At 73.4% G+C, this 13,831-nt stretch carries 14 protein-coding genes; 4 read left to right on the plus strand and 10 right to left on the minus strand.

Annotation, left to right across the window (positions count from 1 at the left end; all coding sequences use genetic code 11):
* Positions 1-284 precede the first annotated feature (284 nt).
* The gene (locus FYW99_RS17395) at positions 285-842 is read left to right on the plus strand and encodes a VOC family protein (protein WP_150253078.1); all 558 of its coding nucleotides are present in this window, start codon (positions 285-287) and stop codon (positions 840-842) included.
* The gene (locus FYW99_RS17400; RefSeq protein WP_223839106.1) at positions 823-1,632 is read left to right on the plus strand and encodes a MerR family transcriptional regulator; all 810 of its coding nucleotides are present in this window, start codon (positions 823-825) and stop codon (positions 1,630-1,632) included. Before FYW99_RS17395 ends, FYW99_RS17400 begins: the two co-directional genes overlap by 20 nt.
* Before the next feature lie 152 nt (positions 1,633-1,784).
* Here the strand turns inward: FYW99_RS17400 and FYW99_RS17405 are convergent, their stop codons facing one another.
* A complete protein-coding gene (locus tag FYW99_RS17405; protein ID WP_150253080.1) occupies positions 1,785-3,080 on the minus strand; it encodes a PucR family transcriptional regulator in 1,296 nt (431 codons plus the stop codon).
* A 269-nt stretch (positions 3,081-3,349) separates the two neighbouring features.
* On the opposite strand from FYW99_RS17405, the gene FYW99_RS17410 reads away from it, so the two are divergent.
* On the plus strand, positions 3,350-3,832 hold the full coding sequence (locus FYW99_RS17410) for a hypothetical protein (RefSeq protein ID WP_150253081.1): 483 nt from the start codon (positions 3,350-3,352) through the stop codon (positions 3,830-3,832).
* 31 nt (positions 3,833-3,863) lie between these two features.
* Here FYW99_RS17410 and FYW99_RS31795 read toward each other — a convergent pair whose 3' ends face one another.
* Genes FYW99_RS31795 through FYW99_RS17420 form a run of 3 tightly spaced genes read right to left on the minus strand, consistent with a single transcriptional unit; the run spans position 3,864 to position 6,063 of the window.
* Positions 3,864-4,019 (minus strand): hypothetical protein, encoded by a 156-nt coding sequence (locus FYW99_RS31795; protein ID WP_190394700.1) that lies wholly within the window; start codon positions 4,017-4,019, stop codon positions 3,864-3,866.
* Between the two features lie 35 nt (positions 4,020-4,054).
* Positions 4,055-4,630 (minus strand): TetR/AcrR family transcriptional regulator, encoded by a 576-nt coding sequence (locus FYW99_RS17415; protein WP_150253082.1) that lies wholly within the window; start codon positions 4,628-4,630, stop codon positions 4,055-4,057.
* The gene (locus FYW99_RS17420; protein ID WP_150253083.1) at positions 4,627-6,063 is read right to left on the minus strand and encodes an MFS transporter; all 1,437 of its coding nucleotides are present in this window, start codon (positions 6,061-6,063) and stop codon (positions 4,627-4,629) included. Before FYW99_RS17420 ends, FYW99_RS17415 begins: the two co-directional genes overlap by 4 nt.
* A gap of 183 nt (positions 6,064-6,246) precedes the next feature.
* On the opposite strand from FYW99_RS17420, the gene FYW99_RS17425 reads away from it, so the two are divergent.
* Entirely contained in the window at positions 6,247-6,789 is a 543-nt protein-coding gene (locus FYW99_RS17425) for a hypothetical protein (protein ID WP_150253084.1), read from the plus strand.
* 62 nt (positions 6,790-6,851) lie between these two features.
* Here FYW99_RS17425 and eda read toward each other — a convergent pair whose 3' ends face one another.
* The 6 genes from eda to FYW99_RS17455 all read right to left on the minus strand — a co-directional run bounded on the left by eda (position 6,852) and on the right by FYW99_RS17455 (position 13,729).
* The gene (eda, locus tag FYW99_RS17430) at positions 6,852-7,511 is read right to left on the minus strand and encodes a bifunctional 4-hydroxy-2-oxoglutarate aldolase/2-dehydro-3-deoxy-phosphogluconate aldolase (protein ID WP_150253085.1); all 660 of its coding nucleotides are present in this window, start codon (positions 7,509-7,511) and stop codon (positions 6,852-6,854) included.
* The gene (locus tag FYW99_RS17435; RefSeq protein ID WP_150253086.1) at positions 7,508-8,962 is read right to left on the minus strand and encodes a mannitol dehydrogenase family protein; all 1,455 of its coding nucleotides are present in this window, start codon (positions 8,960-8,962) and stop codon (positions 7,508-7,510) included. The genes eda and FYW99_RS17435 overlap by 4 nt, the downstream gene beginning before the upstream one ends.
* Entirely contained in the window at positions 8,959-10,008 is a 1,050-nt protein-coding gene (locus FYW99_RS17440) for a PfkB family carbohydrate kinase (RefSeq protein WP_150253087.1), read from the minus strand. Before FYW99_RS17440 ends, FYW99_RS17435 begins: the two co-directional genes overlap by 4 nt.
* A complete protein-coding gene (manD, locus tag FYW99_RS17445; protein WP_150253088.1) occupies positions 10,005-11,216 on the minus strand; it encodes a D-mannonate dehydratase ManD in 1,212 nt (403 codons plus the stop codon). The genes FYW99_RS17440 and manD overlap by 4 nt, the downstream gene beginning before the upstream one ends.
* Before the next feature lie 96 nt (positions 11,217-11,312).
* Positions 11,313-12,350: an L-idonate 5-dehydrogenase gene (locus tag FYW99_RS17450; protein WP_150253089.1), complete on the minus strand. Its 1,038-nt coding sequence runs from the start codon at positions 12,348-12,350 to the stop codon at positions 11,313-11,315.
* Positions 12,347-13,729, minus strand: a complete 1,383-nt coding sequence (locus FYW99_RS17455) for an MFS transporter (RefSeq protein WP_150253090.1) — start codon at positions 13,727-13,729, stop codon at positions 12,347-12,349. Before FYW99_RS17455 ends, FYW99_RS17450 begins: the two co-directional genes overlap by 4 nt.
* Positions 13,730-13,831: the final 102 nt, after the last annotated feature.

Below are 13,831 nucleotides of genomic sequence, written 5' to 3' on the forward strand. Positions count from 1 at the left end.
GCGCGGGCAGCACGAAGCCGGAGGGCTCCGGGAATCCCCCGTTCACCACGCTAGTCCTCGGCGGATCCGCCGAGGAAGGCCCGTCTTTCGCCTGTGGACAACCGCACGGCCGCCCCCGGAAGCGGTGACGGGCGCTCCGCGCGCCCGTCACCGCCGTGTCCGGGTGAGGCGGCCGGCGTCGCGGACGTCTACGGCCCGGTCGACGACGGCGACACCGCCTGAGGCCGTCGGGTTCACGGGTCGGGCTTGACCCTCACGCCGCGTGAGGCGGGACGGTGGACCGCATGAGTGGTTTCTTCAACGCGTTCGAGATGGGACCCGTATCCGAGCGCGGACCGGAGGCGGTTGCGCCAGAGGTGTTCCGCGGTGTCTACGCGATGCCGGTGTTCGTGACGGTTCCGACGACGGATCTGGCGGCGTCGACGGATTTCTGGGTGCGGGGGTTCGGCTTCGTCGAACTGTTCAGCGTCCCGGGGCAGGTGGTCCACCTGCGCCGGTGGGCGTTCCAGGACGTCCTGCTCGTCCCTGCGGAGGCCGGTGCCGAGCCGCCCGAAGCACCGGTGATGAGCGTGAGCTTCCTGTGCGTGCTGAGCGAGGTCGATCCGCTCGTCGAGGCGTGTTCGGGTCTCGTGCCGGGCAGCGTGACCGGGCCGCGGGACACGCCGTGGCGTACCCGCGACGTCGAGGTGACCACCCCTGAGGGCGCGCGGGTCGTGTTCACCGCGGCACAGGAGCTCGATCCTGACAGCCAGGAGGCGCGTGACCTCGCCTCGGTCGGAATCGTCGCCCCGGGAGCGGAGGAGGAGGGCCACAATGGTGTCCATGGTCGAACGCGAGCGTGACGTCCGTGGCGGTGTCACGGTGGGCGCTGCCGCTGGGCTGGTGGGGGTGACCGTCCGCACGCTCCATCACTGGGACGAGATCGGCCTGGCGTCGCCGTCCGCGCGCACCACCGCCGGCTATCGCCAGTACACCGACGCGGACCTGCAACGGCTGCGTCGGATCGTCGCCTACCGGGAGACCGGTCTCGGGCTGGACGCGGTGCGTGAGGTCCTCGACGGCCGGACAGCGGAGATCGCCGCCACCTTGCGTGAGCAGCGTGCCCGGCTCGCCGAGCGCATCCAGGACCTGCGACGGCTCGACGAGCGCCTGGAACGGATGACCGAGGCTCACGAGCGGGGGATCCTTCTCGACGACGAAACGCAGGCGGAGGTCTTCGGTGCGGACTGGGACGCTCACTGGTCCCGGAGGGCCCGCGCCGTGTGGGGGGATTCCGAGCAGTGGGCGCAGTTCGCCGAGCGGTCCGCCTCCCGCACTCGGGAGCAGTGGCGGTCGCTCTCCTCGGCGATGTCCACGTTGCAGCGCGATCTGGGCGACGCCCTCGATCGGGGCTTCGTTCCGGGCAGCCCGGAAGCGGACGCGCTCGTCGAACGCCACCGCGAAGTGTTCTCCAACTTCTTCCCGCTCACGCGACAGATGCAGGTGTGTCTGGGAAGAATGTTCGAGTCCGACCCCGGTTTCTCCTCCCACTACGACGGAATCCGGTTCGGGTTGGCCTCCTGGTTTCGGCAGAGCATCGACGAGTGCGCCCGCACCCACGGGATCGACCCGGAGGCAGCCACCTGGCAGTGACCCCGTGACGCGCAAACGCGCGTGATCCCCTGCGGCCCTCGCCCAACCGTCCACGGCGGATGTTCGGTCATTCGATGCCCCGCACCGGTACCGGTGGCTGATCGACCATCGTCCGCGCCCCCGGAAGCGGTGACGGGCACCGCGGGCGCCCGTCACCCGCCGCCCGGCCGCACCGGGCCCTCCTCCACGGGACCGAGCAGGCGGCGGGCCCGCAGGACCAGCTCCAGTTCGAAACGCTCTCCGGGCTCGCGCAGCCGGTCGCCGAACAGCTCCTCCAGCTGGCGCAACCGGTAGCGCACGGTCTGCGGGTGGATGCTCAGCCGCTCCGCCGCCTCGTTGGCGTTGAGCCCCGACTCCAACCATGCCAGCAGGGTGTCGGCCATCCGCTCCCGCTGGCGCGGACGCAGCGGCACCAGCGGAGCGAGCCGGGACCGCGCCATCTCCGCGACCAGCCCGGGGTCGCGCGACAGCAGCAGCACGGGCAGGTGGTCGTCCCACCGCACCACGCCCCCACCCGGGACCACGCCCGTCCGCACGAGCTCCGCCAGGTCCCGGGCCCGGGCCAGCGACACCGGCGCCCGGTCCAGGGACACACTCGGCCCCAGCACCGCGCAGGACCCGCGCAGCGAGCGCTCCAGCGACCGCAGCCGCCCCGGCCCCTCGGGGTCGGGCACCACCGCGCACGGCTCCACCCGGTCCAGGCCCACGAGCACGTCCGACGGCAGCGCGGTGAGATGCGAGAACGCCGCCGCGGCTGGCAGCGCGCCCGCCGACAGGCCGCTCAGGGCCTCCGTCGCGCGGTCCGTGCCCCGGTACAGCAACGCCACCGCCACCCGCTCGGGCAGCCGCCACCGGGCGGCCCGGGCCAGCGCGGGCACCGCCCCCGCCTCCTGCCGAGCGCCCGTCTCGGCCAGCAGCACCTCCAGCAGCCGCGCCCGGCGTCTGCGCAGCGCGTCCACCCCGGCGCCGCGCACCCGTGCGTGGCCCTCGGCCGCGGCGGTCGAGACCTCCTCCTGGAACGCGAAGATCGCCTCTCCCAGCACCGCCATGTGGTCGCGGGTGAGCGCGTCCGCGTCGGCCAGCCGCCGCCACGCCACGGCCGCCGCCGTGCGCATCCCCGTGTGCAGGCACTCCAGGGTGCGCCCGTGCCGGGCCTCACCCGCACCGAAGGCCCGGAACTCGGCGGCCAGCGCGTCCACGTGCCCGGGAGAGCGGCCGCCGCCCTCCACCCGGTCCAGGAAGGCGCGCAGCCCGGATTCCACCGTCCGCCGAAGCCCCTCGGCGTCGGCCGGCTCCAGGGGCGCGGCGTGGAACTCCGCCCGGCGCCGGATGCCCTCCAGGGCCTCCTCCGCCAAGGACGGCACCAGCGGGCGCAGCCGGGCGCCCAACTCCGGGGGGATACGGGCGAACGGGTCCGTCGAACGGCTCTCCCGCAGGGAGTAGGTCATGTCACCTCCGGCGCGGACGCACGGCGGAGCCGCCCGTGGCACGCCCGCGCGTGCTCTGTGCGCCAGAAAGTCCGGAGCGGTTCCGTCGGGAGGGGACCGCGTTCCCATATCACCAGAGCCCGGCCCCACCGACAACCCCCGAGCCCGCCACAGGCCGGGCTTTTGGTGGTGGTCGGGAGCCCGGCCGCGTGGACACCGCTGGTCACGGAGCGGGCCGATACGGTAACAATGGTGCGGACGACGCCCCGCCCCCTCGAAAGGCGCCCGCCATGAGACGACTTCCTCTGTCCGCCCCGCTGCTGGCCCTGCTCCTGGCCGCCACGGCCTGCTCCGGCGAGGAGGCCCCGGAGGAGACCGCGGGGCAGGCCGGGGAGAGCGCCGCGGCGGTGGACCCGGACGCCCAGACCCACGTGCGGCGCGCCGCGGAGGGCTTCCTCGCCTCCCTCATGGCCGCCGACGGCGAGGCGGGCTGCGCGCTGATGGACGAGGCCGCGCGCACGGTGGTGGCCGACGAGCACGGCGCCGAGGACTGCCCGGCGGCCTTCCCCCTCTACGCCGAGTCGCTCCAGGGCGGTGAGGGCATGGAGGTCGGCGAGGTCACCATGAACACCGACCTGGAGGGGGAGGTCCCCATCGCCACGGTCGCCCTGGTCTACCCCGGCGAGGACCACGGCCCCCTGGAGATGCGCCGCGACTCCGATGACCAGTGGGTGGCCACCCGCCTGCCGGGCACCTCCCCGGGCGGCGCCTGAGGCCGCCCGAACCCGGAGGGCTCCATCGGGCTCAGCTGAAGAACGCGTAGCCGAGGACCATGCCCACGGCCACGACCACCACGGCCGCCAGCGGCCAGAGCCATTGGACGATCCTCTCCTTCGAAGCCGCCCCCCGGTCCGGCGACCCGCCCTCACCCTGTCCTTCGAGTTCTCCCGCGCTGTTCACCCTGTCCGGCTTACCAGACGGCGGCCCCGGCGGGGTCACGGCTCGCCCGGCTGGGCGGCGCAGGCCCGCGCGCAGGCGTCGACCTGCTGCTGGATCAGGGGGGCGTACAGGTTCAGCAGCTCCTCCCGGGAGGTCTCCTCCTCCGGGAACATGCCCAGGACGCGGACGCCCTCGGCGAGGCCGAGCATCTGGCAGGAGACGGCGCTGGCGTAGCGGCGTTCGGGGGTGGTGTCCCCGAGCAGGGCGCCGACGCTGTCCAGGAGCCTCGTGCGCACCTCCTCGCGGGAGCGGTCGGGCTCGGGGGACTCGCGCACGTGGGCGGTGGTGGCCAGCCAGCCCTCCGGTGCGCCGTGCTCGCGGCGGGTGAGGACCTTGCGCACCAGGGCGCGGCCGATGGCGGAGCGGGGCAGGCCCAGCTCCGCCAGGGGGATCTCGTGCGGCCCCACCTCGTTGAAGAGTTCGGCCTTGCTGCCGTAGTGCTTGATCACCAGGGCGGGGGAGACCCCCGCGGCGGCGGCGATGTCGCGGACGGTCACACCCTTGTACCCGTGCTCGAAGAAGAGCCGCCGCGCCGCGGCGACGATGGTGCCGCGGCTGTCGGCCCCGGTCACGCCTCCACCTCCCGCTGGTCGCGTGCGGGCCCCGCGCCCGACCCGGCGGGGGCACGGCCCGGAACGAAGGCGCCCACCAGCACGCTGACCAGGCACGCGGCCACACCGAGCCAGTGGGACAGGTCCATGGCCTGGGCGGAGGGGAACACCGCGCCGCCCACGTCCACGGTCAGCGAGGCGAAGACCAGCGCGACCACGGCGCTGCCGCTGGAGGTGCCCAGCGACCGGACCAGGGTGTTGAGCCCGTTCGCCGACGCGGTCTCGCTCCGGGGCGCGGCGGCCATGACCAGGGAGGGCATGGCGGCGAAGGCGATGGCGGTGCCGATGCTGACGAACATCGTCCCCAGCATCACCTCCAGCACGGTGTCGGCGTTGAACACCCGCCACAGGTAGGTCAGGCCCATGATCGTCCCGCCGGTCACCAGGGTCGGTTTCCCGCCCCACCGGTTGAGCATGCGGCTGGCGACGGGCGAGAAGACCAGCATCATCAGACCGCCCGGCACCATCGCCAGCCCGGCGACGGCCACGGGCAGGGCCAGCCCGTACCCGGTCTCCACGGGCACCTGGAGCTCCTGCGTGGTGACCAGGCCGTTGAGGAACATCGCGAACCCGACGAAGTACGAGGACACGTTGGTGAGCAGGACCGGGCGGCGAAAGGCCGTGCGCAGGTTCACCATGGGCTCGCGCGTGCGCAGCTGGAGGGGGATCCACACCACGAGCGCGACGGCGGAGAACGCGGTCAGCCCCAGGGTCTGGCCGCTGTTCCACCCCCACGACGAGCCCTTGGACAGCGCGAGCAGGAAGCCCACGAGGACGACCGAGAGCACGAGCGCGCCCGTGATGTCGAAGCGGCCGGGGAAGCGCTGGGGGGACTCCTCGACCAGCAGGCGGATGAGCACGAGGAGCACGGCACCGACGGCCGCGGCCGACCAGAACAGGGAGGTCCAGCCGAACGCGCTGTAGAGCACACCGGACAGCGGCAGCCCCAGGGCGGAGCCGATGCCGAGGGTGGCGCTCATCAGGGCGATACCCCCCGAGAGCTTCTCCCGGGGCAGCTCGTCGCGCATGATGCTCATGCCCACCGGGATCAGTGAGGCGCCGAACCCCTGCATGGCGCGCCCGAACAGCATGGGTACGAAGCTGCCGCCCAGGGCCGCGATGAGCGAGCCCGCCGTCATGACGGCGAGGGAGACGAGCAGCATCCTGCGCTTGCCGTACATGTCGGCCATGCGGGAGACGATCGGCGTGGCCACAGCGCCGGTGAGCAGCGTGGCGGTGACCAGCCAGGACGCGTCGTCGGCGGACACGTCGAGGATCCTCGGCAGGTCCGGAAGCAGGGGGATCACGAGGGTCTGCTGCAACGAGACGATCAGGCCGCAGAGGGTGAGGATTCCCGTGGTCGCCCAGGAGGGCAGGCGCGGGGCGGACGGCATCGAGGCTCCAGGTGACGTGTGGGGTGAACAGGCGTTCACCCCTGTCGAGTAAACACTGTTGCCTCCGCGGCGGTCAAAGCGTCCGCGCCCATTGCGACCCTTCTCACGGGCCGCGCGTCTGCGTACACCGAAATACGTCCTCGGCTGTACGCCGTCTCCGGTCCGCGCTCGGATACTGGCCGCATGGACACCATGACAACCCCCCGACGGCGGCTGGGCACCCGCACCCGCAAGGCCGTCCTGCTGACCCACATCGCCGCGGCCGGAAGCTGGCTCGGGCTCGACCTCGTCCTGGGCGTCCTCGTGGTCACCGCGCTGCTCGGCGGCGACGACGCCTCCGTCGCGGTCGCCCTCGCGGCCTTCGCGACGTGGCCGCTGGTCGCGGTCGGCGCCCTCACCCTGCTGTCGGGGATCGTCCTCGGCTGGGGGACCAGGTACGGGCTGCTCCGTTACTGGTGGGTCCTGCTCAAGCTGGTGGCCAACGTCGTGCTGCTGACCCTCGTGATCCTGCTGCTCTCACCCGAGGTCACCGCGCTGGCGACCCAGGCCCGCACCGCCCTCGCCGAGGGAACGTCCTTCGCGATCGGCTCCCCACTGCTGTTTCCGCCCCTGGTCTCCACCACCGCGGTCGCCGCGGCCATGGCCCTGTCGGTGTTCAAGCCCTGGGGGCGCATACGGAGGCGTCCCGCGCAGGTCCGCCGCGGGGAGCCGAGCCTCCAGCGGTGAACGCCCACGCGCCCGTGGAGTCCAGGGCTGACGCACAACCACAGGCGGCTGGGACGGCCGGCCTAGACGGCTCCTCCGCCCAGTCGCACCGCCTCCGCGGCCAACCCGGTGATCCGCGCCCAGTCCCCCGTCCGGACCGCATCCTCGGGGGTCAGCCAGCTCCCCCCGACACACGCCACGTTGTCCAGATCCAGGTAGTCGGCGGCCGTGGCGGCCGTGATCCCGCCCGTGGGGCAGAACACGACGTCGGGGACCGGGCCCGCCACCGAACGCAGGAACGGGATTCCCGGAACCGACGCGGGGAAGAGCTTCTGCGCGAGCATCCCCGCCTCGCGGGCGGCCAGCACCTCGCTGACGGTGGCCACCCCCGGCAGGGCGGGGATCCCGCTCGCGACCAGGTGGCGCAGCATCCGGTCCGTGGTGCCGGGCGTGACCAGGAAACGCGCCCCGGCCTCCGCGGCCTCGTCGGCCTGGCGGGGGGTGAGCACGGTTCCCGCGCCCACCACCATGTCCGGTACATCCCTCGCGACCGCCCGGACCGCCTCCAGGGCGCCGGGCGTGCGCAGGGTGACCTCCACGACGCCCACACCACCCGCCAGCAGAGCCTCCGCCAGGGAGACCGCGCGTCCGGGGGAGTCCACCGTCACCACGGGCACGACCGGCGACAGCGCCAGCACGGCTCCGATGCCGTTGCCTCCGTCGTCCCTGCCGCCTCCGCTCACGGGGCGACCTCCGCCGCCAGCGCGCCGCCTCCGGCGGACACGACCCCGTACCAGTGGACCAGCAGGTCGGTGAACACGGGTCGGGACGCCAGGTCCCCGGGGAAGACCTCCGAACGCAGCAGCGCGGCGACCACCTCCCGCGCCCCGCCGCCCTCGGGCAGCAACGCGCGCAGGGAGTCGGCCAGCGGGTCCTCCACCCCGGGACCGGCCGTGGCGACGTGGTGCATCCACGCCGCCACCACCAAGGCGCTCCACCGCGGTTCACCGCCCCCGGCCAGCACGTCCCGGACCGTGGGCAGAACGCGGGGGCCGAGCTTCTGGGAGCCGTCGGCCCCGACCTTGGCGGTGGTGTGCCCCAGCGCGGGGTTGGCGAACCGGCGCAGCACCGACGCGGCGTAGGCCTCGCCGTCCAGCCCGTCAGGCAGAGTGAGCGAGGGCAGGACCTCCTCGTGGACGAGACGGTGGGCCGCCGCGGACACGGTGTCGTCGGCGGCGCACGCGGCGATCGTCGTGTGACCCACGGAGAGGCCGAGATAGGCGAGCAGGGAGTGGCTGGCGTTGAGCACGCGCAGCTTGGCCGCCTCCCACGGCCGCACGTCGTCGGTGATCGTCGCCCCGGCCGCCTCCCACCGCGGGCGCGGACCGGCGAAGCGGTCCTGGATCACCCACTGGTGGAAGGGCTCGGCGACCACGGCGGCCTCGTCGCGCAGGCCCAGCTCCGCCTCGACCGCGTCCACGTCCGCCGGTGTGGTGGCCGGGACGATCCGGTCCACCATCGTGTTCGGGAAGGCCGCGTGCGCCTCGACCCAGGACCGCAGCCGCTCGCCCTCCGCGCCCGGCAGGGCGTCGGCGAAGTCGGCGACCAGCGCGGCCGTCAGCTCACCGTTGTCGGGCAGGTTGTCGCAGGAGAGCACGGTCACCGGACCGGCGTCCCGGAGCTGGCGCAGCTGGAGGCCGCGCGCGATCTGCCCCACCGGCGTGAGCGGCGGGCCGCCGTCCAGGTCGGCGCGCACCCGGGGGTCGCCGGTGTCCAGGCGTCCTGTGACCGGGTGCGCCAGGTACCCCTTCTCCGTGACCGTGAGGGTGACGATCCGGGTGTCGGGGTGGGCGATGCGCTCCGCCACGGCCCAGGGGTCGGCCGGACCGGACAGGGTCTCGCGGACGGAGGAGACCACCCGCACCGGGCGGGCGCCCGCCCCGCGTTCGGTGACCGTGAACAGTCCGTCCTGCGGGGCCAGCTGCTCCCACACCCGGGCCGAGCGCCCGGTCACCGCGCTGATGCCCCAGGCGGTCTCGCCCGTGGCGAGCATGGCCTCCTCGGTCAGGACCGCGCCGTGGGCGCGGTAGAACGCGCCGATTCCGAGGTGGACCACCCCGGTGCGCAGGTCGGCGCGGTCCAGCGCGGTGGTGCGTCCCGCGGACCGCAGCGCTGCCAGGTCCAGCCGGGTCATCGCGTCTCCTCCTTCTTTTCCCGCGCGTGCGCGCGGGTCTGCTCCAGGGTCGGCAGGAAACCGGTTCCGCCGCGCCCGCCCACACTCAGGCTGGCCGCGGCGGCCGCCAGGCGCGCGGCCTCGGCGAGGGGGTCACCCAGGGTCAGGCGCGCGGTCAGGGTACCCACGAACACGTCCCCCGCGCCGGTCTGGTCCAGGACACGGGGAGCGGGGACCGCGTCGATCCAGGACTCCTCCCAGGCCCCTTCCGGGTGCGCCTTCCCGAACCCCTCGGAGGACTCCAAGGAGGACTCCAAGGACGCCTCCGAGTCTCCCTTCCCGCTTCCTCTCCCCTCCGCCTCCCCGCGCGTGGCCAGGTGGACGCCGCGCGACCCGCAGGTCACCGCGACGTTGCGGGCGCCCGCCTCCAGGAGGCGTCGGGCCGCCTCCGCGGGGGTGGCGCTGTCCAGGAGGGCGGAGGTCTCACCGGGGTGGGAGGGGGTCACCAGGTAGGCGTGCCGGGCCAGCTCCGCGAGGGTCGCGGCGCCCTCCTCCCGCGAGGCCAGCCGCGGCCGGTGGTTGGGGTCGAACACGAACCTGCGTGCCAGGCGCGCCGCGGCCAGGACCGCCCGGCGCGCGCTGTCGGAGACCGCGCAGGCGATGCCGCCCGCCACGACCGCCCCCGCCGCGCCGACCGCCTCCTCGTCCAGGTCCTCCGGGGACAGGGTCGAGCCCACGCTCCCGGTGCGCGCGTAGGAGAAGGCGCGTTCGCCCTCGGGGTCGCTGTGCACCAGGTACACGCCCTGCTGTCCGGGGCGGAAGCGCAGCATGTCGGTGGACACGCCCAGTTCCGCGACGCGGTCGGCGACGGCCCGTCCGAGTTCGTCGTCGGTCAGGACGGCGGCCAGACCGACCCTGGCCCCGGCCCGGGACGCCGCCGCGGCGACGTTCAGGGCGTCGCCCGAGACACCGAGCCTGGCCGGAACCCCGTGCGCGACGGGGGCGTCGGTGGCCACTTCCAGTAGGACCTCGCCGAGGACGACGACGTCCAGTCCGTGCTTGCTCACCAGTCGTGCACCGTTCCGTCGAGCCGCCGGTTGACCGGCAGGTACCTGGCTTCGTAGGGATGGCGGGCCGCGGCCTCCTCGTCGAACTCCACGCCCAGGCCCGGGGCGTCTCCGGGGTGCATGTACCCGTCCGAGAAGGAGTAGGAGGTGCGGAAGACCTCCGCGTGGGGGCCGGTGTGCCCCATGTGCTCCTGGATGCCGAAGTTGGGGATGGCCAGGTCGAGGTGGAGCGCCGCGGCCATGGCGACCGGCGACAGGTCCCCGGCGCCGTGTGAGCCCGAACGCACCCCGTACAGCTCCGCGAGGGAGAACACGCGGCGCAGGTGGGTGATGCCGCCGGTGTGCGACACCGAGGCGCGGACGTAGTCGATGAGCCGCTCGGTGATGAGCTGCTGGCAGTCCCAGATCGAGTTGAACACCTCGCCCACCGCCACGGGGGTGGTGGTGTGCTGGCGCAGGATCCGGAACGCGGACTGGTCCTCCGCCGGGGTCGGGTCCTCCATCCAGAACAGCCGGTACGGTTCGAGCGCCGCGCCCAGGCGGCCCGCCTCGATCGGGGTGAGCCGGTGGTGCACGTCGTGCAGCAGGTGCACGCCGTAGCCGAACTGCTCGCGGACGTGGGCGATCATGGTCGGCGCGAAGTCCAGGTAGGCCGGGGTGTCCCAGGTGTCCTCCTGGGGCCGGTGGCCGCTGGCGGGCTCGTACACCCGGCCGTCCGCCGGGGCGATCCCGTAGGTCTTCTCCAGTCCGGGGACCGCGGCCTGGACGCGGATCGCCCGGTAGCCCAGGTCCAGGTGGCGCTGGAAGTCCTCGGAGAGCCCGTCCAGCGACGTGCCGCTGGCGTGCCCGTAGACCAGGACGCCCTCGCGCGAGGCCCCGCCCAGGAGCTGGTAGAGGGGCATGCCCGCGGCCTTGCCCTTGATGTCCCACAGCGCCACGTCCACGGCGGCGATCGCGGTCATCGTCACCGGGCCGCGGCGCCAGTAGGCGCCCTTGTACAGGTACTGCCAGGTGTCCTCGATCCGCCGCGCGTCGCGTCCGACGAGCAGCGGGCACACGTGGTCGCGCAGATAGGAGGCGACCGCGAGCTCGCGGCCGTTGAGCGTGGCGTCGCCGATGCCGGTGACGCCGTCCTCGGTCTCGACCACCAGGGTGACGTAGTTGCGGCCGGGTGAGGACACGACGACACGTGCGTCGGTGATCTTCACGGAATGCCCTTTCTGGGATGGATGGGAAGCGCCCGCTCCGGCAGGGCACGGGAGCTCCCGCTCCCGGGTGGGAGCGGGAGGCGTCCGCGGCACGGCTCAGGCGAAGCGCAGCATGACCTTGCTGCTGCCGGAGGCGGGATCGGCCGCCGTCCGCATCGCCTCGTGCGCCTCCCCGACGGGGAAGGAGTGGGTCATGAGCGGGGTGACGTCCAGGCCCGCGGCCATCGCGGCCAGGGCGTCGTCGATCTCCTCGACGAAGCGGTAGGAGCCGATCCAGGTGATCTCCCTGGTGACGAGCTCGCCCAGCGCCGCCGGGGCCTGCGCTCCGGGAAGGTTGCCCACCTGGACGAGGGTGCCGCCGCGCGCGGTCGCGCGCAGGACCCCGCCGAGGGCGGCGGGGGCGCCGGAGGCCTCGAAGACCAGCTCGGCGTCCTCGGGCAGCGCGTCCCCGCGCGAGAGGTCGCGCGTGTCGTCGGCGCCCATGGCCCGGGCCACCTCCAGCGGGGCCTGCCCCACGTCGGCGACGGTGACCCGCCCCGCCCCCGCGTGTTTGAGCGCGGCGACGACGAGCGAGCCGATCGGTCCCGCGCCGTTGACGAACACGTCCCGGCCCGCGACACCTCCCACGACGCCCTCCGCGCGGTTAACGGCGTGGCAGGCCACGGCGAGCGGTTCGGCCAGCGCTCCGCTGCGGGTGTCCACCCCCTCGGGCAGGGGCCGCAGCTGCCGGGCCGCGACCTTCCTGAGTTCGCAGAACCCGCCGTCGGTGTGCGGTGAGAACGCGGCCGACCCGAAGTAGCGCACCCTCGGGTAGAGGTTGGTGCGCCCGGCCAGCCGCTCCGGCATGAGCCCGTCGCCGACCAGCTCGGCCGGGTGCACGGTGACGGCCCGCCCCTCCTCGACGCCGGTCACGCCGGGGCCCACCCGGGCGACGCGTCCGGCGATCTCGTGGCCGAGTACGAGGGGTTCGCGCAGCACGGCCGTTCCCGAGCGGCCGTGGCGCCAGTAGGCGAGGTCGGACCCGCAGATCCCGCCCCACTCCACGGCGACGACGACCTCCCCCTCGCCGGGGACGGGGTCGGGGAGTTCGTCGACGCGCAGGTCTCCGGCTCCGTGGACGGTCACGGCCCTCATACGGCGTCCTCCAGTCGGACCAGGTCGCGTCCGCGCACCTCGGGGGCCAGGTAGGCGGAGACGAGGGTGATCAGGGAGTAGATGATGATCATCGCCGACAGCGGCCACCAGGAGCCGGTGGCGGCGGTGAGCGTGGCGGCCAGCACCGGGCCGATCGCCGTGGCCAGGACGCCGCCGATCTCCTTGGCCAGGGCCAGCTGGGTGAACCGGGTGCGCGCTCCGAACAGCTCGGCCATGGTGACGCTCTCCACGGAGAACAGGCCCAGGACCGACAGGTTGAGCCCGACGACCATCGCGACGGTCACGAGCACGGTGTCGCCGGTCTCGATCATCAGCATCATGGGCACGGCGAACAGCATGCTCGCCACGGTGAGGAAGAGGTAGACGGGGCGGCGTCCGAAACGGTCGCCGAGCACGCCGACCAGGGGGACGGTGACGAAGCCGAGCAGGGAGCCGTAGACGATCGCGGACGTGCCGACCGCGTCGTTCAGCAGCAGGTTGGCGCTGAGGTAGCCGACGAGGAAGGTCTGGACGATGCCGGAGTTGCCAGCCTGGCCGAAGCGCAGGCCGAGTGCGAGCAGGAAGGCGCGGCCCTTGCGCTGGCGCAGGGCGGTCTCCAGACCGCTCCTGTCCTCCTCCACCGCGGCCGCGGCCAGTTCGCTCCGGGACATCGCCACACCGTCGACGAGGTCCTCGCGCTGCTCGAAGACCGGGCTCTCCTTGACGGAGAGGCGGATCCACAGAGCCAGGAGCAGCAGGAGGAAGCTGGCCAGGAAGGGGAGGCGCCAGCCCCAGGTCAGGAGCTGCTCCTCGGAGAGCGCGAACACCAGTACCGCCCAGATCGCGGAGGCGCCCAGGGTGCCGGAGTTGGTGCCCAGACACACCAGGGAGGCGATGAACCCCCGCCGTCTCGCCGGGGCGTACTCGGCCAACATCACGGTGGCGCCCGCGATCTCGGCGCCCGCGCCGAAGCCCTGGATCAACCGCAAGCCCACGAGCAGGATCGGGGCGAGCAGGCCCACCTGCTGGTAGGTGGGCAGGGCACCGATCAGGGTGGTGGAGACGCCCATCAGGGCGACGGTGATGAACAGGACCTTCTTGGGGCCGAGGCGGTCGCCCATGCGGCCGAAGTAGACCGCTCCGGCGAGCCGGGCGACGTACCCGACGCCGTAGGTGCCCATCGCCGCGATCAGGCCGACCGCGGGGTTGAGGTCGGGGAAGAAGATCTGGTTGAACACCAGGGCGGCGGCCAGGGAGTAGAGCTGGAAGTCCATGAACTCCATGGCGGTCCCCAGCCACCCGGACACCGAGGCCTTGGTGAGGTCCCGGGTGCTGCGCTCCCCCTGTCCGGCTGGCGCGGGGGGTGCCTGTTCGGTCATCGGCCGGTCCTTTGTGAAGGGCTTCCACCTGCGAAGAAGTATCGGGGAAACCGTACGTGAACATGATGGCAACTGACATACAAGCACTGCCATACCAGTGGC

The sequence above is a fragment of the Nocardiopsis deserti genome (assembly GCF_008638355.1).
GTDB classification, from domain to species: Bacteria; Actinomycetota; Actinomycetes; order Streptosporangiales; family Streptosporangiaceae; genus Nocardiopsis; species Nocardiopsis alborubida.

Coding starts and splice junctions, on each gene's coding strand:
- FYW99_RS17395 (WP_150253078.1), top strand. CDS start 285: ATGAGTGGTTTCTTCAACGCGTTCGAGATGGGACCCGTATCCGAGCGC.
- FYW99_RS17400 (WP_223839106.1), top strand. CDS start 823: ATGGTCGAACGCGAGCGTGACGTCCGTGGCGGTGTCACGGTGGGCGCT.
- FYW99_RS17405 (WP_150253080.1), bottom strand. CDS start 3,080: ATGACCTACTCCCTGCGGGAGAGCCGTTCGACGGACCCGTTCGCCCGT.
- FYW99_RS17410 (WP_150253081.1), top strand. CDS start 3,350: ATGAGACGACTTCCTCTGTCCGCCCCGCTGCTGGCCCTGCTCCTGGCC.
- FYW99_RS17420 (WP_150253083.1), bottom strand. CDS start 6,063: ATGCCGTCCGCCCCGCGCCTGCCCTCCTGGGCGACCACGGGAATCCTC.
- FYW99_RS17425 (WP_150253084.1), top strand. CDS start 6,247: ATGGACACCATGACAACCCCCCGACGGCGGCTGGGCACCCGCACCCGC.
- FYW99_RS17435 (WP_150253086.1), bottom strand. CDS start 8,962: ATGACCCGGCTGGACCTGGCAGCGCTGCGGTCCGCGGGACGCACCACC.
- FYW99_RS17450 (WP_150253089.1), bottom strand. CDS start 12,350: ATGAGGGCCGTGACCGTCCACGGAGCCGGAGACCTGCGCGTCGACGAA.
- FYW99_RS17455 (WP_150253090.1), bottom strand. CDS start 13,729: ATGACCGAACAGGCACCCCCCGCGCCAGCCGGACAGGGGGAGCGCAGC.